We start from the raw sequence: 21828 nt of genomic DNA, 5'->3' as shown, positions 1-21828 counted from the left end.
GTTCCTTGTCTGTTGTCTCTTCCGATTAAGGTCTTGTGGCTTTTGCCAAGTCTAGAGCGGCTTTGCCTACTCTCGGGCCGAAACCAGAAAGGTACTGCCCGTCGAGGGCGACGATCTGGCCGTTTTTGAAAGCGTCGGTCTCTTCAATCCCTTGGATTTTGGTCAGGCCTTCCTTTCCGCCCAGGCTTTGGATACCCGACTCAAAAAAGACGAGGAATTCCGGATTCATCTGAACCAGCGACTCTGGAGTCAGCGGCGCAAACTCATCGAATCCCGTCGCGGTAGTTTCCAGACTTGCCATCTTGAAGATCTCGGTGGCGAAGGTCTTGTCTCCCGCCACGAATACCGTCTCTGGCCCGCGAGCCATGACGAAGATGGCCTTTGGCTTGGACGTTTTGCCTTCTAGAAAAGAGGCCAGCTCGGCCATGTCCGCATCGATGGCCTTGTTTATCTCAGCGCCTTTCTCAGACACTTCGAAGAAAGCCGCGAGCTCAGTCACCAGCGTTTTCGTTCCGTCCACTGTCAGGGGCTTTTTGAAAAGGTGGATATTCACTTGGGCGGCCTTGAGCTGCTCCACTACGTCCGGGGAGAGGTAGCCCTCCTCGATCAAGACCAAGTCGGGGCCCAGCGCCAAGATGCCCTCGGCCTTGATTTGGTTTCTATAGCCTATAGAAGGCAGGGACTTCATCGACTCTGGATAAGTGGACGTGATGTCCGTGGCGATGATTTGACCGCTGAAGCCGAGCGCGTCCATCACTTCGGTGATTGTCCCTCCGGCAGTGATGATTTTTCGGGATTGCTTCTCCGTGCTGTCTGTCGTGGCTTTGCCACAGGCGAAGAATAGGAGCAGGATCAGAGGCAAAAAACGTGTTGCCATTATTTAGATTAAGTTTAAATACAAGGCAAATGTAATCATATTAAGATTGAATCCAAATAAAGAAAGTCAGGAAAATGACGGAAGGCGGGAAGTGGGGAGGTATGGAAATTGGGGTGTCCGGTGAACCGTTCCGATGTTGAGGGCATTTCTCTTTGTCTAGATTGAAAAATTGTAAGATTGGAAAATTGAAAAATTCGTATCACCAAACTATGTCGAAAGGAAGAAGCGGCACGGTTGGAAAACGACAACATTATTAAAGTGTCCATCAACTTGGAGTTTTCTCCACATGGTCGTGGAGCTCTTAACCAGACTTAGGATTAAGCGCCGAGTGCTATAGGAGGGAAGCCTATGCAGCAATCCAGTAAATCTTAGAATCAAAAATCCAAAATGGGCACTTTCACCCCAAGCTTCCCTAGCCAGGCGTATTCCGTACGTGGTATCTCCCACCTACGCTCACGTAGCTATGTTTTTCACAAACAGAAATTTTGCTGGGATTTATTTTCCAAAGATCCTTTGGTATTAGGCTTTAATGCCTAATTTTGCGCTCGAATTAAAAAAGCGTATCCTTTTTACATTTCATTCTACAAATGGCAAATATTGGAAAGATAACACAGGTAATCGGCCCGGTTGTGGACGTTTCCTTCGAAGGCGGAAAACTGCCGAACATCCTTGACGCGCTGGAAGTGACCAAAGAAGACGGCCAGGTGGTCGTCATGGAGGTACAGCAGCACCTAGGCGAAGACAGAGTTCGTACCATCGCAATGGACGCTTCCGAAGGGATGGTCCGAGGCATGGAAGTGCGTGACTTGGGTCAGCCTATCTCTGTTCCTACCGGCGAAGCGATCAAGGGTCGTCTTTTCAATGTGGTAGGTGAGGCAATCGACGGACTTCCCCAAGTACCGGCCGGAAAAAGACTCCCTATCCACAGAGGTGCTCCCAAATTTGAAGATCTTTCTACCTCTACCGAAGTACTCTACACCGGTATCAAGGTCATCGACTTGGTCGAACCTTATGCAAAAGGTGGTAAGATCGGTCTTTTCGGTGGTGCCGGTGTAGGCAAGACCGTATTGATCCAGGAGCTGATCAACAACATCGCCAAGGCTTATTCCGGTTTGTCCGTATTTGCTGGTGTAGGTGAAAGAACCCGTGAAGGAAACGACCTTTTGAGAGAAATGATCGAGTCTGGCATCGTGACCTACGGTGAAGACTTCATCCATAGCCTGGAAGAAGAAGGCGGATGGGATCTATCCAAAGTAGACCTCAAGAAGCTGGAAGACTCCAAGGCAACCTTTGTGTTTGGTCAGATGAACGAACCTCCCGGAGCACGTGCTCGTGTGGCTTTGACCGGTTTGACTTTGGCAGAATACTACCGTGACGGTGACGGATCAGGACAGGGTAAAGACATCCTTTTCTTCATCGACAACATCTTCCGATTCACCCAGGCAGGTTCCGAAGTGTCCGCACTTCTCGGCCGTATGCCTTCCGCAGTAGGTTACCAGCCAACTCTGGCAACAGAAATGGGTACCATGCAAGAGCGAATCACCTCTACCAAAAACGGTTCAATTACCTCCGTACAGGCCGTTTACGTACCTGCGGATGACTTGACTGACCCGGCTCCTGCGACGACCTTCGCGCACTTGGATGCCACTACCGTACTTTCCCGTAAGATCGCCGAGCTGGGTATCTACCCTGCGGTGGATCCTCTGGACTCTACTTCCCGTATCCTCTCTCCAGACATCCTGGGTGATGCACACTACGGCTGTGCCCAGCGCGTGAAAGAGATCCTGCAGCGCTACAAAGAACTCCAGGATATCATCGCCATCCTCGGTATGGAAGAGCTTTCTGAAGAAGATAAGCAAGTCGTACACAGAGCCCGTCGTGTACAGCGTTTCCTTTCCCAGCCTTTCCACGTAGCCGAGCAATTCACCGGCTTGAAGGGTGTGCTGGTAGACATCAAGGATACCATCAAAGGCTTCAACATGATCATGGACGGTGAGCTGGATCACCTGCCTGAGGGAGCTTTCAACTTGGTAGGTAGCATCGAAGATGCCATCGCCAAGGGTGAGAAAATGCTTGCTGAGGTAAAATAAGGAAATTAGTTAGTGGTGATTGGTTATTGAAAGAACCTCATACGGCCAACCCAATAACTTTTAACCACTAACCTAATAACTAAAAATATGCAATTAGAAATCGTCACACCGGAGAAAAAAGTGTTTCAGGGAGAAGTCTCCGAGGCGAGCTTTCCCGGCGCATCCGGCTCATTTCAGGTATTGAACAACCACGCCCCTATCGTGTCCGCTCTGGCGAAGGGCACGGTGTCTTTCACAACCAAGGAAGGCGCTAAGCAGTCCCTGACCGTGGACGGCGGCGTGGTCGAAGTCAAAGACAACGTAATCGTGGTCTTGGCCGAAAAAGTGATCGGCTAATTCCTACGCAAACCTTATAGAAAAGGCCTCCTGTGCAAATGGGAGGCCTTTTTCGGTTTTTTCCGAGGGCTGAGCTTTTCCAAAGTTCCGAACTTTGGAAAAGTTGGACGGCAAGTCTCGGGACTACTCTTCAATCGGTCGGAGGACGGCTCGCTTGATGTACTTCTCGTCGTGCTTCATCAGACTGCCCTCATAGAAGTAAAGCGTGTCATTGACCACACCAGCCAGCATGCCGATGTCGACGACATTTCTGGGACTTATTGTTTCAGACCATTTTTTGGTGGCTTTGTCATAGATCAGGAGATGGGAATAGGTGGCGTAGTCTTTCCCTTCCTGATTGTTGGGCATCCAAGTCTCCAATAGGATCAGGTCACCACTACCCTGGATGGAATTGAAGTAGTGGCTGGTCGGAACATATACTTTGGATCCCTCACCTGATTTGAACATTTCATTGAAATCAACGATCTGATCGGCACCTCGAAGCGTGTAGTCGAAAAAGCGACTCTCAGGTAAGGCTACCGAATCGATTACCTGCCCCGCAGTGGAGTAAAAAGTCAGCTTTTTGCTGTGCGGAAGCGACAATGCGATCTCCTTCCCAAAGTCCCCGAGGATCAGATACGATACCGCCTTCAGCGACCCGGACACGGCCTTGTACTCATCCGAGTATTCAAACATGGAGCTTCGGACCATCCCGTCGGCTCCAAAAAAGTAAATCTGATCTCCCGATTTCCCATAAAAGTCCGGATGGAAGGTATCATACACCGAACTGATCAGTTCCACCAAAAACCCATCTTCCAATTTCTTAAATGCAGCACCTAAAAAACGGATATCCTTACCCTCTGGCAATTGAAGTTTAATTTTCGCGACCAACTCATTCGTTTCCACATTGAACACCAACACAGATTCACTCCGCTTGTCCAAAATATAGACGAGAGGATACTCAGAAATATCGAATGAAGCAGGTGAAAATGTACCAATCGGAAAGTCACCCGGGGCGATCTTGACCACCTGCTGGCCTTCCAGCGTCATGATGGCCACCATGGGAGAGCGATAAGAAGAAACGGCCAACAGGCTATCACCGATCAGCTTCACCTCAGCTTGGCTATTCAGGAAGAATTTGTCCTCCCTCACCAGAACCGAATCCACCACAGAAAGCTCCCAAAAATCAGGACTGGCTTCATTTTCCTTTCCGGCAGTACATGCAATAAAAGCAGAAAAGAATGCGATCAAAATCAACCAGCGGTGTTTCATAGAATGAGAGAGAAAAAGATATAGTTTTTTTTACAAATAAGGAGAATTACTGCGGAAATTCAATCGCGTACCTATATATATAATTTTCACACTAGCAATGTTGCTAATAATTTATTTTTTCGAAACGGAAATGGTGACGGCTACTCATTTACGGTCTGCAGTCGTTCGGACATTTGTTGATTTGCTACACAGATTATGGCGTACAAAAAAGTCCAAGCCTTTCGACTTGGACTTTCACCTTTCAGCCTAAGCTAAAAGCTATTTCAAGCTTCCGATCATATCCTCCGGCTTCACCCACTCGTCAAACTGCTCGGAAGTCAACAGACCCAAAGCGATAGCGGCTTCTCTGAGGCTGGTGCCTTCCTTGTGCGCTTTCTTGGCGATGGCGGCCGCATTTTCATAGCCGATATAGGGGTTGAGCGCCGTCACCAGCATCAGGGAGTTTTCCAGGTGTCGCTGGATCATCGGCGTGTTGGGCTCGATGCCGATGGCGCAGTTGTCGTTGAAGGACACGCAAGCATCACCGATCAGTCGGGCAGACTGCAGGAAGTTTGCTGCGATCAGGGGCTTGAACACGTTCAATTCGAAGTGACCGTTTGACCCACCGATGGAGATCGCCACGTCATTGCCCATGACCTGCGCGGCTACCATGGTCATGGCTTCCACTTGGGTTGGGTTGACTTTGCCCGGCATGATGGAGGAGCCGGGCTCATTTTCCGGGATGAGGATCTCGCCGATTCCCGATCTTGGGCCTGAGGAGAGCATGCGGATGTCGTTGGCGATCTTCATCAGGGAGACGGCCAACTGCTTCAGCGCTCCGTGCGCTTCCACCATGCCGTCGTGGGCTGCCAATGCCTCGAATTTGTTTGGCGCAGTCACAAAAGGATGACCGGAAAGCTCGGCGATCTTTTGCGCCACCAGCTCGGAATAACCCTGCGGCGTATTCAGGCCAGTTCCTACCGCCGTACCGCCGAGGGCAAGCTCAGAAATGTGGGAAAGCGTGTTTTTCAAAGCTCTCAATCCGTGATCCAGCTGGGCTACATAGCCACTGAATTCCTGTCCGAGGGTAAGCGGAGTCGCATCCATAAAGTGGGTACGGCCAATCTTCACCACGCTTTTGAAAGCTTCGGCTTTCGCAGCCAACGTGTCACGCAACTTCTGTACGCCGGGAATCGTCGTCTCCACGACCATCTGGTAAGCTGCCACGTGCATGGCAGTCGGGTAGGTATCGTTGGAGGACTGGGACTTGTTTACGTCATCGTTGGGGTGGATTTTCTTCTTGGCATCTTCCAGCGAACCTCCCAAAAGTACGTGGGCGCGGTAGGCGATCACCTCGTTGGAGTTCATGTTGGATTGGGTGCCGGAGCCGGTCTGCCACACCACGAGCGGGAACTGGTCGTCGTGCTGCCCGGCGAGGATCTCATCGCAGACGGTGGCGATGATGTCGGCCTTGGCCTGATCCAAGACGCCCAACTCGGCGTTGGTCAGCGCAGCGGCTTTCTTCAGGATGGCAAAAGCGCGGATGATCTCGATTGGCATGCGGTTTTTCTCGCCGCCGATCTTGAAGTTGTTGATGGAGCGCTGGGTCTGCGCACCCCAGTATTTGTCAGCAGGAACCTCCACCGGCCCCATGGTGTCTTTTTCGATACGGATTGACATGGTGTATTGCTAAATGGGTTTGATTTCGAGCCCAAATGTAAGACCTGAGCGTCTTTTTGCCTAAGATGTAGGATGATAGTTGTATGCTTTGGGTCAACGGTCGACGGCAAAGTATCAAGAAGCTAGTATCAAGAATCAAGAGCCTAGAATCAAGAATTTAGGATTTTTGAATTACGCCACTGCTCACTGCTCACTGCCTACTGCTATCTGCGCTGGACTGTAGAGGACTTATTCAAACCTTCGAGGTTTTTGAAACCTCAAAGGTTTCTGCCTACTGAAATCTCCCAACAGGGCCCTCCAAGTTGATCAGTTCGTGAAAGACCTGGCGGGAGAGCTTAACCTGACGCTGAAAGAGAAAGAGGCTCAGCGCGTAGTTTCCCACGGCCAAGGCCAAGCAAATGCAGCCGTAGCTGATGTTTTGCTGCGCAAAAAAGTAAAACGCGGAAAAAGCCAGCAGTACGATGCTCCAAAAGACCCAGAAGAAAACCGTGGCGGAAAACAGGCGATAGTTCAGAAAAATAATCGACCCACGGGCGGTCGACTCCACCTGCCCAGTAATTAGGGGAAGAAAGGAGTCACCCCGCTTGATCACCCGGGAAATCCTAAACCCCTTTTGCCCAACCATCCCGTTAAACCGGATCTGTGGATCGCGCTGCGTGCGTGCATCCATGAAGTTGACCTCCCGTGTCACCCGGATCAAATGCCCCAGCACCTCCTCCTTGGAGAGGATGCTGACGAGGGTTTCACTATGGACAGGCAGGAGGTTCAAAATCTTTTATTTCACGGCAATACAGGAAATTTCCACATTCACATTTTTGGGAAGCTTACTTACTTCTACGGTTTCTCGGGCCGGGGGATTTGACTTAAAGTACTGCCCATAGGCTTCGTTGATCGTTCCAAACTGCCCCATATCCCGGATGAAGATGGTACATTTCACCACGTCGGAAAAGGCAAAACCAGCGCTGCGCAGCACCGCTTCCAGGTTTTTCATCACGGCATGGGTCTCTTCGGTGATGTTCTCATTGACCAGCTCGCCGGTATCCGCATCCAAGGCGATCTGTCCGGAGATGTAAAGCGTACTTCCAGCAAGCACTGCCTGAGAATAAGGGCCAATCGGCGCCGGTGCTTCTGGGGTGAAAATGATTTGGTTGGGCATTGGAGGAAAGGAGTTGGTTATTGGTTATTGGTTATTGAAACTGATCATTGATCATTGGCAATTGCTTATTTGGTTGATAGTCCATAGTCCATGGAAGGCGATCGGATTTAGTGGTCATTGGTTATTGAAAATTGATCATTGTCTATTGACCATTGCATATTGAAAATTGAGCATTTACCTACTGCTTTTTCGCCTCGTTCCAGTACACATCCATCTCCGCCAAGGTCATTTCACTGAGGTTCTTACCGGCAGTTTTCGCGGCATTTTCCAAATATTGAAAACGCTTGATAAACTTCAAATTCGTCCGCTCCAGCGCCTCTTCGGGATCGATCTCGATGAAGCGGGCGTAATTGATCAGGGAAAACAGCATATCCCCAAACTCCGCTGTGGCCTTCTCCCGGTCGATGTCCTCGTTTTCGGCCACGTTGAATTCCGCCTTGAATTCCTGCATTTCCTCTTCGACTTTCTCCCAGACCTGGCTTTTTTCCTCCCAGTCAAACCCTACGCCTCGGGCTTTTTCCTGAATCCGCATGGCCTTGATCACGGCCGGAAGCGAGCGTGGCACACCGCCTAGGACGGACACATTGCCTTTTTCTTTCAGCTTGATCTTTTCCCAGTTTTGGCTCACCGTCTCGGCATCGTTGGCCTCGGTGTCCCCATAGATGTGGGGGTGGCGACGGATGAGTTTTTCGCAGAGGGAATTGATCATCGTGGTCACGTCGAAAGTGCCCTCTTCGGAGCCGATCTTGGCGTAGAAAACGATATGGAGCAGGAGATCGCCGAGTTCCTTTTTGACCTCGTCTGGATTGCCATCGAGGATGGCATCGGACAGCTCAAACGTCTCCTCAATCGTTAAGTGTCTGAGGCTCTCCGTGGTCTGTTTTTTGTCCCAAGGACACTGGGCACGGAGCTCGTCCATGATGGTCAACAAGCGGTCAAAAGCAGCCAACTGATCGGCACGGGTACTCAAATTAGACATGTGCAGGGAAACTAACCTAAAGGTGTGGACGTTTTCGAAGTAAAGCTTTAAATTTGCGCAAATTTATCCGTTATGACAACTGTATTGATTACCGTAGGATTCGTGGCATTGTTCTTCACTCTGATGTCGGTACGTCTCATCTTCCTCAAAAACGGTGAATTCAAAGGTACCTGTGCTTCGCAAAGCCCTTTTCTCAACAAGGAAGGCGTGACCTGCAGCCTCTGTGGCAAAACGGTGGATGCAGACAGCAGCTGTGCCAATCCCGACAACGAGGTGGACAAGGTGATGGCCAAGTTCAAGTAATCCCCTGTTACGGGTAATTTTTTATATTTTCTCTTATTAAACCAGTTTGTACGTGTCGCTTATCAAATCTATTTCCGGGATAAGAGGGACCATCGGAGGCAAATCCGGCGAAGGTCTTACTCCTATTGACATCGTGAAATTTACCGCAGCTTATGGCTCTTGGGTCCTCGAGACCACCCACAACCCCAAAGTAGTCATCGGGAGAGACGCCCGCCTGTCCGGCAAGATGATCTCAGGCCTGGTGTCGGCTACGCTGCAGGGCTTGGGCATACACGTGATCGACTTGGGCTTGAGCACCACTCCCACAGTGGAGCTGGCCGTGCCTGCCGAAGGCGCCGGGGGGGGAATCATCCTCACCGCCAGCCACAACCCCATCCAGTGGAATGCCCTAAAGCTGCTCAACTCGGTAGGTGAATTCATCTCTGACGCAGAGGGAAAAGCCATTTTGGAAAAGGCTGAAAAAGAAGCCTTCTCTTTTGCAGAAGTAAAAAAACTGGGCAAGTACACCCAGATCGACGACTACATTGACCGCCATATCGAGCACGTGCTCGGCCTGGACCTAGTGGATGTGGAAGCCATCAAGGCCCGAAACTTCAAGGTCGTGGTGGACGCGGTCAACTCCACTGGAGGGATTGCCATTCCAAAGCTACTTCGCGCGCTGGGCGTCACCGAGATCGAGGAGATGTACTGCACGCCAGACGGGCTGTTCCCCCACAATCCCGAGCCGCTTCCGGAAAACCTCCGGGACATTTCCAAAAAGCTCGAAAAAGGCAGCTTTGACTTGGGAATCGTGGTCGATCCAGACGTGGACCGACTCGCCTTCGTGAATGAAGACGGCTCCATGTTCGGAGAGGAATATACCTTGGTCGCCGTGGCAGACTATGTGCTGGCCAATACCCCTGGCAATACCGTATCCAACCTTTCCTCTACCCGCGCACTACGCGATGTGACGGAGAAAAGGGGCGGAAAATACACCGCAGCAGCGGTAGGCGAAGTCAACGTAGTCCAGCAGATCAAGGCCGTGGATGCCGTGATCGGTGGCGAAGGCAATGGGGGCATCATCTACCCCGCCTCCCACAACGGTCGCGACGCCCTCGTGGGCATCGGGCTTTTCCTGACCCACTTGGCAAAGTATGGCAAGTCCATCTCCAAGCTCCGCGCCAGCTATCCCAACTACTACATTTCCAAAAACAAGATCGAACTCACGCCAGAAATCAACGTGGACAAGATCCTGTTGGAAATCAAAAACAAGTACCAAAAACACCCGATCAACGACATCGATGGGGTGAAGATCGAGTTTGAAAAGGAGTGGGTGCACCTGAGAAAATCAAACACCGAACCCATCATCCGGATCTATTCCGAGTCGGATTCCGAGGCTACGGCCGAGCATTTGGCAAAGAAAATCATACAGGACATCAAGGAAGTGGTCAGCGCCTCCCTGATCTGATCCAGCAGTACGAGTACCCAAACCCAAATCGGATGGAATCAGGTATTTCATCCAGCAAACTAGAGATTAACAAGTGCCATGCGAAATCCCGCCTGCCTGAGGCAGACAGCTGTGGCCTTTGAAAAAATTAAACCTACACCCAGATGAAAGTTTACTTTGACAATGCCGCCACTACAGCGATGGACGATCGGGTGATCGACGCTATGCTGCCCTATATGAGAACCCACTTTGGCAACCCTTCCTCCGTACATAGCCATGGTCGTGAGGTACGTACAGCCATCGAACGCTCTAGAAAAAAAGTGGCGGAATTGCTCAATGCAAGCCCCTCGGAGATCTTTTTTACCTCGGGCGGCACGGAAGCGGACAATACCGCGCTGGTTTGCGGCATCGAAAGCCACGGCATACAGCACGCCATCACGTCCCCCCTGGAGCACCACGCCGTACTCCATACCCTGGAAGTGTTGGAGAAAAAGGGAAAGGTGAAACTCAGCATCCTGGATGTAAACGAGCAAGGCGAAATCGACCTCTTCCAAGTGGAGGATCTGCTCAAGGCTAATCCCAAAAGCCTGGTGTCTCTTATGCACGCCAACAACGAGATCGGAAACCTCAATGACCTCAACCAGATCGGAGAACTGGCCAAAAGCTATGAGGCCTTTTTCCACTCTGACACGGTGCAGACCATGGGCCACTACGTGCATGACCTGAAAACCCTCCCCATTGATGCCATCGTGGCTGGTGGGCACAAGTTTCACGGACCGAAGGGCTCGGGCTTCCTTTATGTGAGAAAGGACAAGAAAATCCATCCTTTCATCCATGGCGGTGCCCAGGAGCGCAACATGCGCGGCGGAACTGAAAACGTCATCGGGATCATCGGGATTGCAAAAGCGTTGGAATTGGCCTATGAGGACATGGCAGGTCATCAAGCGCACGTCGAAAAGATCAAAAAACACTTTATCGAAAAGCTGGTGCAGGACATACCCGGTGTCGAGTTCAACGGACTTTCCGCGGAGATGGACAAAAGCCTCTACACGGTTCTGAACGTAAGCCTCCCTCCTTCCCCAGCCAACCGCGGCATGCTGCTCTTTAATCTGGACATCGAAGGTATCTCCGCCTCCGGGGGCTCAGCCTGCAGCTCCGGAGCGACCGTCGGCTCTCACGTTTTGAGAGCCCTGAACCACAACCCAGAGCGGGATTCGGTTCGCTTCTCCTTCAGCAGGTTCAATACCCTGGAGGAAGTAGACTATGCGATAGACAAACTGAAAGAACTCTACCTCGTAGAGGCATAAAACAAAAGAGGAGCCTGATGAGGCTCCTCTTTTGTTTTACAGGCCATCTGGCGACCTATTTTACAGGCTTATACCCAATCGCATAGGGCGTCCAGATCTCATAGATGGGATTCCCTGTAGAGCTCAGGCCGCTGTGATGCCACTCCCCGTCGATCACCTCAAAGCCAAATCCAAGACTGGCTCCCACGCGGCTGTTGTCCCGGGAGAAGAAGGTGATGTTTTCGGTGTACTTCCCATCGACAGCGGTGTAGGTACCGCCTCCCGTGCCGGAAAATTCCTTGGTCTCCGAGTTGAAGGCCACCCATTGGAATCTGCCGCCGCTAAGGATCTTGATGGTTCGCCGGGCACCGGGTGTGGATCTGGAGATCTCCCCCTCGCGCTTGCGCCCCGTGATCACCCAATTGCCCGTGAGGGCATCCTCCGAGTCGGAGATTTTCTCCCAAGTCTCGACGAGCATGCCATCGTTGGTGTTTGCGGAGAGCGTCAGACGGTTTCCTTTTAGCTCAGCCTTGAAGGGAGTGGTCGTCCCCACTTGGAGGGGATTGAGGGTAAAAAAATCCAGCGTCTCCGAATACTTCCCATCGGCAAACACATACGGGCCTCCCCCTGCACCGATGAAGGCATTGTCAGCGGCATTTTTCACCCCAAAGGCAAAGTAGTCGTCCTGATAAATCTTGACATATTCCTGGTCGGTGACGGGTTTCCCATTTTGGAGGACCATCTTCCAGGCTCCATCCAGGCTCTGGGCTCCAGCCCAGCTCGCCAAAAAAAGAAGGGGTAAAAACAGGTATTTTCTCATGGTTCGTTCAGGTTAATTGTAGCTTTTGGGAATTTGGACAGGAATCCCCAAAAAAACAACGGCCTCTGGGTTAGTTGGTTAATTTGCGTTTCAAACGTGATTTGATGAAAGAATACAGCCTTGGCAGCAGCAAAGAACAGGTTTTGGGCTTTTTCCCCGAAAAGGTGATCAAGAAAATCCAGCTGGGTGACAAGCTACTCGGCGGAGTGAGAATTGGCAAGCGCATCTTCGTCTTTGCGGCTTCCTGTCCGCACCGGGGCGCAGCACTCACACAGGGGACGATCAATGGCCTGGGAGAGATCATCTGTCCCCTGCACGAGTACCGCTTTGACCTGGCCACGGGAGCGCTGCGGGCGGGCTCCTGCGGAGACTTGGAAGTCTATCCTGCCCGTATCGAGGACAGCGGACTGAAGATCACCCTGCCTTAGTGGAGCTTCTGGCCGTTTGGAACTGTCCTCTCGGCGGTAGCCAAGACGATCCCGCCATTCTCTGCGGTAAATCCCGTTACCAAGACTTCCGACATAAAATCGGCAATCTGTCGGGGCTTGAAATTGCAGACACAGAGCACCTGCATCCCGAGCAGCTGCTGCGGATCATAGAAGGAAGTCACCTGGGCGGAAGACTTTTTCACACCCAAGTCCGGGCCGAGGTCTATCCAAATTTTGTATGCCGGTTTGCGCGCTTTTTCAAACACTTCCGCCTGAATAATTGTACCTATCCTCAGGTCTATTTTGGTAAAATCTTCAATATCGATCGTTTGCATAGTGGATTTTTTTTCTAATTTTAGGAACCTATTGCCCTGACCCCAGTTATATAACTAGCCATCCGAAACTAAGCCATGTTGAAATTCTCAGGATTTCATTTCAAAAAACCAGTCCTACTCAGCGCAGCTGTATTGGGTTTGGCCTTGATTGCAGTGGATGCTTCGGCTCAGTCAGAGACCGAAAAGGTGGAGGAAAACAATCCCAAAGGCAATGATCGGGTGATTTTGGAGGACAATTCCCTACTTCAGGACAATATTTCTTCCCACATCAACGCCTCCAAAACTGCCAACACGGTAAAGGCCATCAATACCAATCCTGTCGTAAAGAGAGACTTGCCAGCCGGAGGAGTCGTAGTAGATAAAGATCCAAAGAAGATCGAGTCTCCGTCCACGCTTTCCTTCAACATTTTCCTCTACATCGTGGACAAGTTCAAAGCTGATTAATCCAACCTTATCATAAAAGAGAAAAGAGGCCTTCACGCCTCTTTTTTGTTTTAGTTCTCCGCCACAAATTTCTCCAACTCGCTGAGGCTGATCTTCCCTTCGTAGTAAGCCCGGCCAAAAACCGCCGCTTTCAGCCCCAAATCCCTCAGCTGCTTGAAGTCGTCCACTCCACGCACGCCGCCGGAGGCCGCCAGATGGATCGAAGGATATCGTTCCATTATCTGGGAGTAAAGCTCAAAATTAGGCCCCTCCATCACCCCATCGCGGGTGACATCAGAGCACTTGAGGTACTTCAATCCGCGCTCGTAGAAAAACTCGATATGGTCAAAGAGATCCGTCTCGGTCTTCTTCAGCCATCCCCGGATCTTGATCTTGTAGTCTTCAGGATTGGTGTCCGCGGCGAGGTTGATCTTTTCCCTGCCATAGGAGAGGATAAACTGGGCAAAACGCTCCGGAAAGTTGGCTGCTGCCGAGGCTACGGTAACGGTCTTCGCCCCAAATTCAAAACACTTGATCACGTCTCCGTCGGTAGACACGCCACCGGTAAAATCGACTTTGAGCTCCGTGTAGCCTGCAATCGCCTCGAGGATGTGGTAGTTTTTGGGCTCCCCTCTCCTAGCGCCGTCCAGATCCACCAAATGGAGCCTGCGGATACCGATGCCTTCAAAGGCCTGTGCTATTTCCAGCGGATTGGTTGAAATCACCTCCTGGGTCGCAAAATCGCCTCTCTTGAGACGGACACACTTACCATCAATAATCCAAATGGAGGGGATAATTTCAAACATGGGTCTTGGGTCTAGATTCGTATGGATAGGAATGGAATTCGGAAGAATTCCCTGCTTAAATATACTACGGACGGACTGGATAAAAAGGCTGACCAATCCAAAACTTGGTTTTTTCGGACAGCCCGCTGGGTAATTCCCTGCATTTGAGGCAAAAAATGTATCCTTGCCCTCAATAGGTTAAAATCCCAAGCCTTCCCCCGCTGCCACTTGCCCAAAGGGCCTTTCCGTCTCCCGAGACTTTCACCGCATGATAGCCCACTGGGGAAAAAGCCGCCCAATTCTCCCCCCCATCCAGTGAACAATCCGAGCCGGATGGGCCTACGGCGACTAATAGCTTCTTTTTCTTCCAAAAAGCAATCCCCGAGCGATAGCCGAAAGGAGCCGACACCGGAATGCCAAACGCGTCATTTTCGTAAAGCAAAGCATGCTTCTCCCGCTGCTCCAGCTTGGTATAGTCGCCGCCGACACCGACGATCTTTTTCCCTACCTGGACGATTGCAAAAATCCCTTCCGAAGGCTGCCCTTGGATCATCGGGGTCTTCTTTTTGCTCCATGACTGGGTGGCAAAATCGTAAAAATGCAGGTTCGATACCGAGCCTCCCGTCCCGAAGACCAAACCGTCTTTGGTCACTACGAGCGAAGACGCGCTGGCCGCAAAGGCCGCTTCCCCTGCCTCTGCATCGGGCAAAGCGTCCATGGACTTCCAAGTCGCCCCTCCATCCATGGTCTCCAAGATCATCCACTTTCCTACCACCGGATCACCGATCACGTAGCCCTTCTTCCTTCCTGAGAAGGCTATCCCGTCAAAAAATGCCTCCGGGGCACTTTCATGATGCACTTTTTCCCAAGAGCTCCCTCCGTCTCGCGTGAGATAGATCACAGCAGGCTGCCCGGCAGAAGCGACTACGGCCGTCTCGGCGTCAAAAGCCTGAATGGAGCGGAAATCCACCGTATCTAGACCCGCAATCACACCATGCGCCCAAGTCAGGCCTCCGTCCAGGGTCTTCAGCCAAGTCCCCCCGCTGCCGCTGGCCCAACAGACCTGGCCCGAAACGGGTGAAAGCCCCCTGATGGAGGCTTTCACTGGTGTATTGATCTCTTTCCACTGGGGATTTTGCGCTTGCGCGAGACAAGCCCAAAGCAGCCCGCAGGCCAAAAAAATCACTTTCTTCATTCCAAATCTACTTTTCTGTACGCTTCGATCAGGGCTTTTTCCCCCTCTACGCCCGGCAAGGCATTGCCGTGCTCCATGCCCATCACGCCTGTGAATCCCTTCGAAGCAATGTATTTGAAAACATTCTTGTAGTTGATCTCGCCGGTTCCGGGTTCCTTTCGGCCGGGGTTGTCTCCGATTTGGACATAGGCGATCTCGCTCCAGGTCTTCTCCATGGTAGCGATGAGGTTGCCCTCGTTGCGCTGCATGTGGTAGATATCATAGAGGATCTTGCAGCTGGGACTTCCCACGGCCTTGCAGATCATGTAGGTCTGGTCGGCATGGCGGAGAAAGAGGTCCGGATTGTCGCTGAGCGGCTCCAAGACCATGGTCAGACCAGCTGGCTCGAGGATCTCTGCACCACGCTTCAAGGCCTCGATCACATTGCCCGTCTGCACGCCCATGGGCAGGTTTCTTTCGAAATATCCTGGCACGACCGTCGCCCATTTGGCTCCCACGCGCTTGGCTACTTCTACCGACTCGCGGCAAGTCTTGAGGAAAACGTCAAGAAACTCCTGTTTTCCGGTGGTCAGGGACACTTTCCAGTTGTCGCCCCCATCGATCACAAAGACCCCCATACGCATGCCCAGATCGCTGAGCGTCTTGCCGATCAGCTCCTGGTCGGCCACAGACCGCTTCAGCATTCCATTGTCTTCCAGCGATCGGAAGCCCTGGTCAGCCATGAATTTCAGCTCATCGACAAAGCCCCCCGGGGCGGAATTTTTGAACATCCCAAAGTGCGGGGCAAAATCCATCTTGAAAGTGGGTGCCGCTGCGGAGCTTGTCTTTTCCGCTCCGAAAGCGGGCAAACTCATCGCTCCCGCCGTACCCAAAACCGCAGAGCCTAGGCCCATGCGCTTGATAAAACCTCTTCTTTCCATAGTTTAGATGACTTTGGTTTTGCCTGGAATCGCATGAGGATAGTAGCCGTCGGCACCAGGGAGGATCTTTGGCATCGCGTCCCAAGCCAGGGTCTCTGGGAAGAGATCGACGGTTCCGTTTAATGCTTCGTCCCAAGTCAGCACCTTGCCGGAATAGGTCGCATAACGGCCCATGATGGCGGTCATCGTGGACTTGGCCGCATTTTCCGCATCGGCAAATTTGTATTCTCCTTTGAACAGGGTCGCCCAAAGCTCATCGTGCTCGGTTTGGTAGGGGTTCGGCTGGTTTTCGCGATCATGCGTGTAGATCGGATTTCCCTTCCAGTCGGTCATCACGCCATGGTTGCCTGCGCTGAGGAAGACCTTTCCTTTGGTTCCTTGGAAAGTCTCATCCACGCGGTTAGCGGCTCCGGGGAAGTGACGGCACTCGGAGTGGATCACGGTACCGTCGTCGTAGGTGAAGGTCAGCACGTGGTGGTCAAAGATTTCTCCATTGTCCTTGCCAGTTCTCACCATTCTGCCTCCGGTACCTTCGGCTTTGACAGGATAGGAGTTTTTGGCCCAGTTGGCAATGTCGATGTTGTGCACGTGCTGCTCCACGATGTGGTCGCCGCAGAGCCAGTTGAAATAGTACCAGTTTCTCATTTGGTACTCCATCTCGGTCTGCTCCGGCTTGCGCTCGCGTACCCAGACGCCGCCGTCGTTCCAGTACACCTGGCCACCGACGATCTCGCCGAGGTCGCCGTTGTGGATGCGCTTCATCACCTCGCGGTAGTTGTTTTGGTAGTGGCGCTGCAGGCCCACCACCACGTTGAGTTTTTTGGCTTTGGCCACTTCGGCTGCCGCCAAAACCTTACGGATACCCGCCGCGTCGGTAGCCACGGGCTTTTCCATGAAAATCTGCTTGCCTTGGTTTACCGCTTCCTCAAAGTGGGAAGGGCGGAAGCCTGGAGGTGTGGCCAAGATCACCACGTCCGCCTCGGCGATGGCCTTCTTGTAGCCATCAAAGCCGACAAACTTCTTCTCCGCAGGGACGTCCACCTTGTCCTTGCCATACTTGTCAAAAATCGCCTTATAGCTATTGTCCAGACGGTCTTGGAAGGCGTCTGCCATTGCCACCAGCTTGATGGGATGGCCGGTTTCGAAAGCCTGGAATACCGCACCGGTACCGCGGCCACCGCAGCCGATGACAGCCAGCTTCAGTTCATTCGCAGGAGCAGCATAGGCTCCCGGCACCAAAAAAGACGGCGCCATCATCCCCCCGGTCACCAGGGCGGAAGTCTTGAGAAAGTCTCTTCTCGAATTTAGATTTTTCATAGACATGGGGTTATTTAGGTTCAATAATCAGCAATGGGTGCCTGCTCATAGTAGGCTTTGATCTCCTCAGGAGACGGAGGATTCAGCGGTCTCACCAGTCTCAGCCCGATAAAGGGCGCCTCGGGAAACCACCACTGGCTCTTTGGGATCTGGGGATCGATGCGCTTCCAGGCGGGGTCGGAGACACTGCGCACGGCAGAGCCGATTTGGTCCGCAGGAGTCTTGAAGCTTCCTCCACGCACCACGTGGGGATACAGCTTTTCCGCCGGATTGACCGGGTTTTCCTTGCCCGAGCGCTTGTAGAAATCGGCCTCATAGAGGTCTATCGTCCACTCCTGCACATTTCCATAGATATCGTACAGCCCCCAGGGATTCGCTTTCTTTTTGCCCACCGGGTGGGTTCCTCCCTCACTGTTGGCGGCAGTCCAGGCATAGTCGGCCAGCTGGGCCTCTTCGTTTCCGAAGAAAAAGCGGTCGCCAGATCCCGCGCGAGCGGCGTATTCCCATTCGGCTTCGGTAGGAATGCGGTAGAAAATGCCGGTTTTAAGATACAGCCAGTGGCAAAACTGCAAGGCTCCGTACTGGGTCATCCCCACGGCGGGCCGGCCTTCTTTTCCCATCCCAAAAGTCATATCCAGGTAGGGCAGGCTGGGACGGGTCAAGCCATCCACGCGCTCTGGCACGCCACCTTCGGTGACCGACTGCTCGTATTGCTTGTCGAGGAAAAGCTCAAAAGCATCCCAAGTCACCTCGTGGGTGCCCATCCAAAAGGCATCGATCTTCACTTCATGCACGGGCCCCTGGTCGGGAAATTTGGAGTCGTTCGAACCCATTTTAAAGGTTCCGGCTGGAATCGGCGCCAGGTCAAAGGTCACCTCCGTGCCGGGGATTTTTTGGGTATAGGCCTCAAAGACATCGCTTTCGTTCAGCTGAAAGCTCATGAGGATCAGGCCGGATACCGCTAGGTACTTTTTCATCTTATTCTGGGTAATTGGAAATTTTAAATTACGATAACGGTTTACTATTGACTTTCATCTTTTGATAAATGGTAGGTATAAAGCTGGATTCCATCGTCTTTGGTGTAAAAAAGAAGGCTATTTCCCAGCGCTTCCACCTTCCGGACTTCCCCTCGCAGCGAAATGCCGGAAACCGCGGAAGTCAGCGCCTGAAATCCTCCCTTGCCGTCTCCCAAAAACACCGAACCGTGGCTGGCATCGTAGCGGCCAAACTTCAGCTTGGTATCGAAGAGGTTCCCGCCAAAGACCAGGTCCAGATTCCCGTCTCCATCCACATCCGCAGATGCCGCCGCGAAGACAGGGGCAACCTGCGCCTGGATCGGAAGCGATTTTCTCTGGAACTTGCCGTCCGGACCGAGGGCAAAATAGCTTGTCTCCAAGGTATTTATCTGGATGGTCTTGGAGTCTTTTCGCTCTTCGGGAGTGAAGAGTTCGTCCATTTTCACTTCGGAAAAACTCTTGAAATCCAGGTATCTTTTCTTGAGAAAAAGCACCTGGCCCAATATCTCGTCGCGGCTGGAGGAAGGATATTTTTCTCCCTGTATGTAATAGCCCAAAATCGCATCGGTAGAACCGTTGGAGTCAAAATCCTTGTAGAGCAGCTCCAGAGGCTCGCTGTCGCTGGCATAAAGCTGGGAATTGCGCCCGTGGTTTCCGACAAAAAGCTCCGGCTTGCCGTCTCCATCCCAGTCGCTGATCAGCATATCCGACCAAAATCCGACTTGGGATTTGTCAAAGTGGGTGGAAGTCACCTCCTGCCAAGTATTGCCAGATTTGCCGAAAACCGTGATCGGCATGGCATCACCCACGACGATGAGTTCCGCCTGGCCGTCGCCGTTCAGGTCTGCCAAGCCGGAATCGGTCACCATACCCAGACTCTTGAAAGCCGGAGCTATTGCATCCGTCTGATCGGTGAAGTTTCCTTTGCCATCACCGATCCAGATCCGAGATCCCGGCGAGGTCGGATATTGGCCTGGGACGATACGCCCACCGGCGAAAACATCTGCGTAGCCATCGCCATTGAAATCCAGCGAAAGCAGGGAGCCGATGGCAAAACCCTCCTTAGGTAAGGCATCGGGAGAGAGCGTAAACTTGCCCTTGCCATCATTGAGGTAAAGTCTTGGAAATAGTCCCGAATCGCCCGGATTAAACTGGTACATGCCTCCACTGGCGACCAACAGGTCGGCGAAGCCATCTCCATTGGCGTCCAAGGCTAAGGCATCGGTATCCGCGCTCGCTGCCGCGGACGCAAAGGCGGTAGAGTCTGGCTTTCCAAACTGCCCGTTGGGCTGCGCAAAATAGACCCGGCCACTCGCTCCGGCATTTCCACCTACAAAAAGATCAGCCTTTCCATCCCCGTTGAAGTCTTCTACGACCATGGCTTTGCCGTTGCCGGAAATCTCAAAGTTCAGCAGGGGTTGGCGCTTGAAGTCGTTTACCTCCTGGCCTTTTGGCAAAGGCAGCTTTCCAGCCTGACTCAGCAAAACGGGCGCTTTCCCAGACTTTGGAGTAGGCAGCTTTCCAGCTTCCGCTTGCGAGACTGCATGGGATTGGTTTGCCGCCAACTCGGTCAATTTGGACACTTTTCCTCCCGGCCAGTTTACCTGCACCGAGTCGGCTTTGGAGCTTTCTCCCAAGCCAAAAACCAAGACCGGAGATACCGAGGACTGAAATCCACGGTAAAGATTTTGCTCCTGCACCTGCATTTTCCCTCCGGAATAGACCTTCACCAGCGCACCTTGGCCCAGGGTATTTTGCCCCTCGCCCTTCAGCTCGACTTTCAGGAAATTGCCTTTTGCTTTTTGCACCGCGAGATTTTCATAGATAAATGCCGGCGCGTTGATGTTGTTGATCACCAGATCGAGGTCACCGTCGTTGTCGAGGTCGGAGTAGGCCGCGCCGTTGGAGTTGCCGTTTTCTGCGATACCCCAGCTGGTGCCGATATTTTCAAAAGTCAAATCGCCGCGATTGCGGTAGGTATAGTTTCGCAGGTTGGACGAACTCATGGACTTCACCAGGTTGAGCAGGTCCTCGCGCTTCAGTTGACCTCCGGCGGTACGGACGTAGTTGTCCATATACTTCAGAAAGTCCTGGTTGTTGTAGTCGCGCAGGTAGCCGTTGGTGACGAAGAGGTCTTTCCAGCCATCGAGATCCAAGTCCGAGAAGAGCGCGGCCCAGCTCCAGTCGGTGTTGGAGATGCCCGAGATTTGCCCCAGCTCCTGAAATCGCCCGTCTCCGGCATTCACATGGAGCATATTTCGCATGTATTGGTAGTAGAATCCCCGATCGAGATTCAGCTGGAAGAGCTCAAAATTGTCCGGTGAGAGCAGGAGCTTCTGTCTCAGGTTATCCTCCGGCAGCATGTCCAGCGTGAGGATGTCCAGCAGGCCGTCGTTGTTGATGTCGGCGATGTCATTGCCCATGGAAAAGTGGGAGACGTGATCCAGCATGGATTGGATTTCGTCTTTGAACTTGCCGTTTTTCTGGTTGATGTACAGGTAGTCTGGCATGGAGTAGTCGTTGCCGACGTAGATGTCCGGCCAGCCGTCCCCGTTGATATCCGCCACCGATACGCCCAAGCCATAGGAAAGGCTGGAGCTGGAGATGCCCGCCTTCTCGGTGACTTCGACAAACTTGCCGTTTTGGTTTTCAAAAAGCTGGGAACCCGCCTCGTGCTTGTCCTTCATCAGCGCCCGGGTCACCGCAGGATCGTGGTTTTGGATGGACTTGGTGTTGTGGTTGAGGAGAAAAAGATCCAAGTCCCCGTCGAGGTCAAAGTCAAAAAAAGCCGCGGAAGTAGTGGTCGATTCCGAGGCGATGCCGTATTCCTCCGCCATTTCCGTGAACTGCGGGATGCCGTCCGCATTGTTTCCCTGATTGACGAAAAGCTCGTTTTTCCGCTTCTCCAGCATCAGGGCACCCGAGTGGCAGAGGTAGATGTCCAGCTTGCCGTCGCCGTTGATATCGACGAGGACGACGCCGGTTTTCCAAGGCCCAGGACGGCCAGTGGCCCCAGAGGCTTGGGTAATGTCTTTGAATTTGAGGTTGCCCTCGTTGAGGTAAAGTTGGTTTTGGCCTACGTTGGCCGAAAAGTAGATGTCGTCCAGCCCGTCTTGGTTGAGATCGCCAAGGGCTACCCCTCCACCATTGTAGAGGTATTCATACATCAGGACGTTCAGGTTTAGATTTTCCTCTATGGGATTCAAAAAAGTCACTCCACTGGAGT

The 21828-nt window shown here is 52.3% G+C and carries 21 protein-coding genes; 7 read left to right on the top strand and 14 right to left on the bottom strand.

The genetic code is table 11. The features are described from left to right. Positions 1 to 25 precede the first annotated feature (25 nt). Positions 26 to 877 carry a heme/hemin ABC transporter substrate-binding protein gene (locus J0A68_RS03910; RefSeq protein WP_206576873.1) on the bottom strand — a complete coding sequence of 284 codons (852 nt, stop codon included), beginning with the start codon at positions 875 to 877 and terminating at the stop codon, positions 26 to 28. Between the two features lie 587 nt (positions 878 to 1464). Here J0A68_RS03910 and atpD point away from each other — a divergent pair. Then, a complete protein-coding gene (gene atpD / locus J0A68_RS03905; RefSeq protein ID WP_206576872.1) occupies positions 1465 to 2967 on the top strand; it encodes a F0F1 ATP synthase subunit beta in 1503 nt (500 codons plus the stop codon). An 87-nt stretch (positions 2968 to 3054) separates the two neighbouring features. Then, a complete protein-coding gene (gene atpC / locus J0A68_RS03900) occupies positions 3055 to 3303 on the top strand; it encodes an ATP synthase F1 subunit epsilon (RefSeq protein ID WP_206570086.1) in 249 nt (82 codons plus the stop codon). A gap of 123 nt (positions 3304 to 3426) precedes the next feature. Here atpC and J0A68_RS03895 read toward each other — a convergent pair whose 3' ends face one another. From J0A68_RS03895 to mazG, 5 genes are all read right to left on the bottom strand, one after another. After that, positions 3427 to 4554: a hypothetical protein gene (locus J0A68_RS03895; protein ID WP_206576871.1), complete on the bottom strand. Its 1128-nt coding sequence runs from the start codon at positions 4552 to 4554 to the stop codon at positions 3427 to 3429. 258 nt (positions 4555 to 4812) lie between these two features. Then, positions 4813 to 6213 carry a class II fumarate hydratase gene (gene fumC / locus J0A68_RS03890; protein WP_206576870.1) on the bottom strand — a complete coding sequence of 467 codons (1401 nt, stop codon included), beginning with the start codon at positions 6211 to 6213 and terminating at the stop codon, positions 4813 to 4815. Between the two features lie 271 nt (positions 6214 to 6484). Next, entirely contained in the window at positions 6485 to 6982 is a 498-nt protein-coding gene (locus J0A68_RS03885; RefSeq protein WP_206576869.1) for a hypothetical protein, read from the bottom strand. A 6-nt stretch (positions 6983 to 6988) separates the two neighbouring features. After that, positions 6989 to 7369 (bottom strand): RidA family protein, encoded by a 381-nt coding sequence (locus J0A68_RS03880; RefSeq protein ID WP_206576868.1) that lies wholly within the window; start codon positions 7367 to 7369, stop codon positions 6989 to 6991. A gap of 178 nt (positions 7370 to 7547) precedes the next feature. Continuing rightward, entirely contained in the window at positions 7548 to 8348 is an 801-nt protein-coding gene (gene mazG, locus J0A68_RS03875) for a nucleoside triphosphate pyrophosphohydrolase (protein WP_206576867.1), read from the bottom strand. Between the two features lie 72 nt (positions 8349 to 8420). On the opposite strand from mazG, the gene J0A68_RS03870 reads away from it, so the two are divergent. From J0A68_RS03870 to J0A68_RS03860, 3 genes are all read left to right on the top strand, one after another. Continuing rightward, positions 8421 to 8651 (top strand): hypothetical protein, encoded by a 231-nt coding sequence (locus tag J0A68_RS03870; RefSeq protein WP_206576866.1) that lies wholly within the window; start codon positions 8421 to 8423, stop codon positions 8649 to 8651. A 52-nt stretch (positions 8652 to 8703) separates the two neighbouring features. Further along, on the top strand, positions 8704 to 10098 hold the full coding sequence (gene glmM, locus J0A68_RS03865; protein ID WP_206576865.1) for a phosphoglucosamine mutase: 1395 nt from the start codon (positions 8704 to 8706) through the stop codon (positions 10096 to 10098). Between the two features lie 143 nt (positions 10099 to 10241). Next, positions 10242 to 11384 carry a cysteine desulfurase family protein gene (locus J0A68_RS03860; RefSeq protein ID WP_206576864.1) on the top strand — a complete coding sequence of 381 codons (1143 nt, stop codon included), beginning with the start codon at positions 10242 to 10244 and terminating at the stop codon, positions 11382 to 11384. Between the two features lie 55 nt (positions 11385 to 11439). Here J0A68_RS03860 and J0A68_RS03855 read toward each other — a convergent pair whose 3' ends face one another. Continuing rightward, positions 11440 to 12183, bottom strand: coding sequence for a DUF4488 domain-containing protein (locus tag J0A68_RS03855; RefSeq protein WP_206576863.1), 744 nt, complete (start codon positions 12181 to 12183; stop codon positions 11440 to 11442). 104 nt (positions 12184 to 12287) lie between these two features. Here J0A68_RS03855 and J0A68_RS03850 point away from each other — a divergent pair, with 104 nt between their 5' ends. Continuing rightward, entirely contained in the window at positions 12288 to 12611 is a 324-nt protein-coding gene (locus J0A68_RS03850) for a Rieske (2Fe-2S) protein (RefSeq protein WP_206576862.1), read from the top strand. Here J0A68_RS03850 and J0A68_RS03845 read toward each other — a convergent pair. Further along, complete coding sequence (locus J0A68_RS03845) at positions 12608 to 12946, bottom strand: tRNA-binding protein (protein WP_206576861.1); 339 nt, start codon at positions 12944 to 12946, stop codon at positions 12608 to 12610. The two genes, J0A68_RS03850 and J0A68_RS03845, sit on opposite strands and share 4 nt — an antisense overlap. Before the next feature lie 75 nt (positions 12947 to 13021). Here J0A68_RS03845 and J0A68_RS03840 point away from each other — a divergent pair, with 75 nt between their 5' ends. Then, entirely contained in the window at positions 13022 to 13390 is a 369-nt protein-coding gene (locus J0A68_RS03840; RefSeq protein ID WP_206576860.1) for a hypothetical protein, read from the top strand. 50 nt (positions 13391 to 13440) lie between these two features. Here J0A68_RS03840 and J0A68_RS03835 read toward each other — a convergent pair whose 3' ends face one another. The 6 genes from J0A68_RS03835 to J0A68_RS03810 form a co-directional block, all read right to left on the bottom strand. After that, positions 13441 to 14175 (bottom strand): 1-(5-phosphoribosyl)-5-[(5-phosphoribosylamino)methylideneamino]imidazole-4-carboxamide isomerase, encoded by a 735-nt coding sequence (locus J0A68_RS03835; RefSeq protein WP_206576859.1) that lies wholly within the window; start codon positions 14173 to 14175, stop codon positions 13441 to 13443. Positions 14176 to 14344: 169 nt separating this feature from the next. Next, a complete protein-coding gene (locus tag J0A68_RS03830; RefSeq protein ID WP_206576858.1) occupies positions 14345 to 15349 on the bottom strand; it encodes a WD40/YVTN/BNR-like repeat-containing protein in 1005 nt (334 codons plus the stop codon). Beyond that, the gene (locus tag J0A68_RS03825) at positions 15346 to 16269 is read right to left on the bottom strand and encodes a hydroxypyruvate isomerase family protein (RefSeq protein ID WP_206576857.1); all 924 of its coding nucleotides are present in this window, start codon (positions 16267 to 16269) and stop codon (positions 15346 to 15348) included. The genes J0A68_RS03830 and J0A68_RS03825 overlap by 4 nt, the downstream gene beginning before the upstream one ends. 3 nt (positions 16270 to 16272) lie before the next feature. Continuing rightward, complete coding sequence (locus tag J0A68_RS03820) at positions 16273 to 17586, bottom strand: Gfo/Idh/MocA family protein (protein WP_438839561.1); 1314 nt, start codon at positions 17584 to 17586, stop codon at positions 16273 to 16275. Between the two features lie 20 nt (positions 17587 to 17606). Next, on the bottom strand, positions 17607 to 18563 hold the full coding sequence (locus J0A68_RS03815; RefSeq protein WP_206576855.1) for a formylglycine-generating enzyme family protein: 957 nt from the start codon (positions 18561 to 18563) through the stop codon (positions 17607 to 17609). Between the two features lie 44 nt (positions 18564 to 18607). Then, positions 18608 to 21817 (bottom strand): VCBS repeat-containing protein, encoded by a 3210-nt coding sequence (locus tag J0A68_RS03810; RefSeq protein WP_317195087.1) that lies wholly within the window; start codon positions 21815 to 21817, stop codon positions 18608 to 18610. Positions 21818 to 21828 lie beyond the last annotated feature (11 nt).

It is taken from the genome of Algoriphagus oliviformis, assembly GCF_017254915.1.
In the GTDB taxonomy this organism is placed as follows: domain Bacteria; phylum Bacteroidota; class Bacteroidia; order Cytophagales; family Cyclobacteriaceae; genus Algoriphagus; species Algoriphagus oliviformis.
This window is presented reverse-complemented; position numbering and strand designations above follow the sequence as displayed.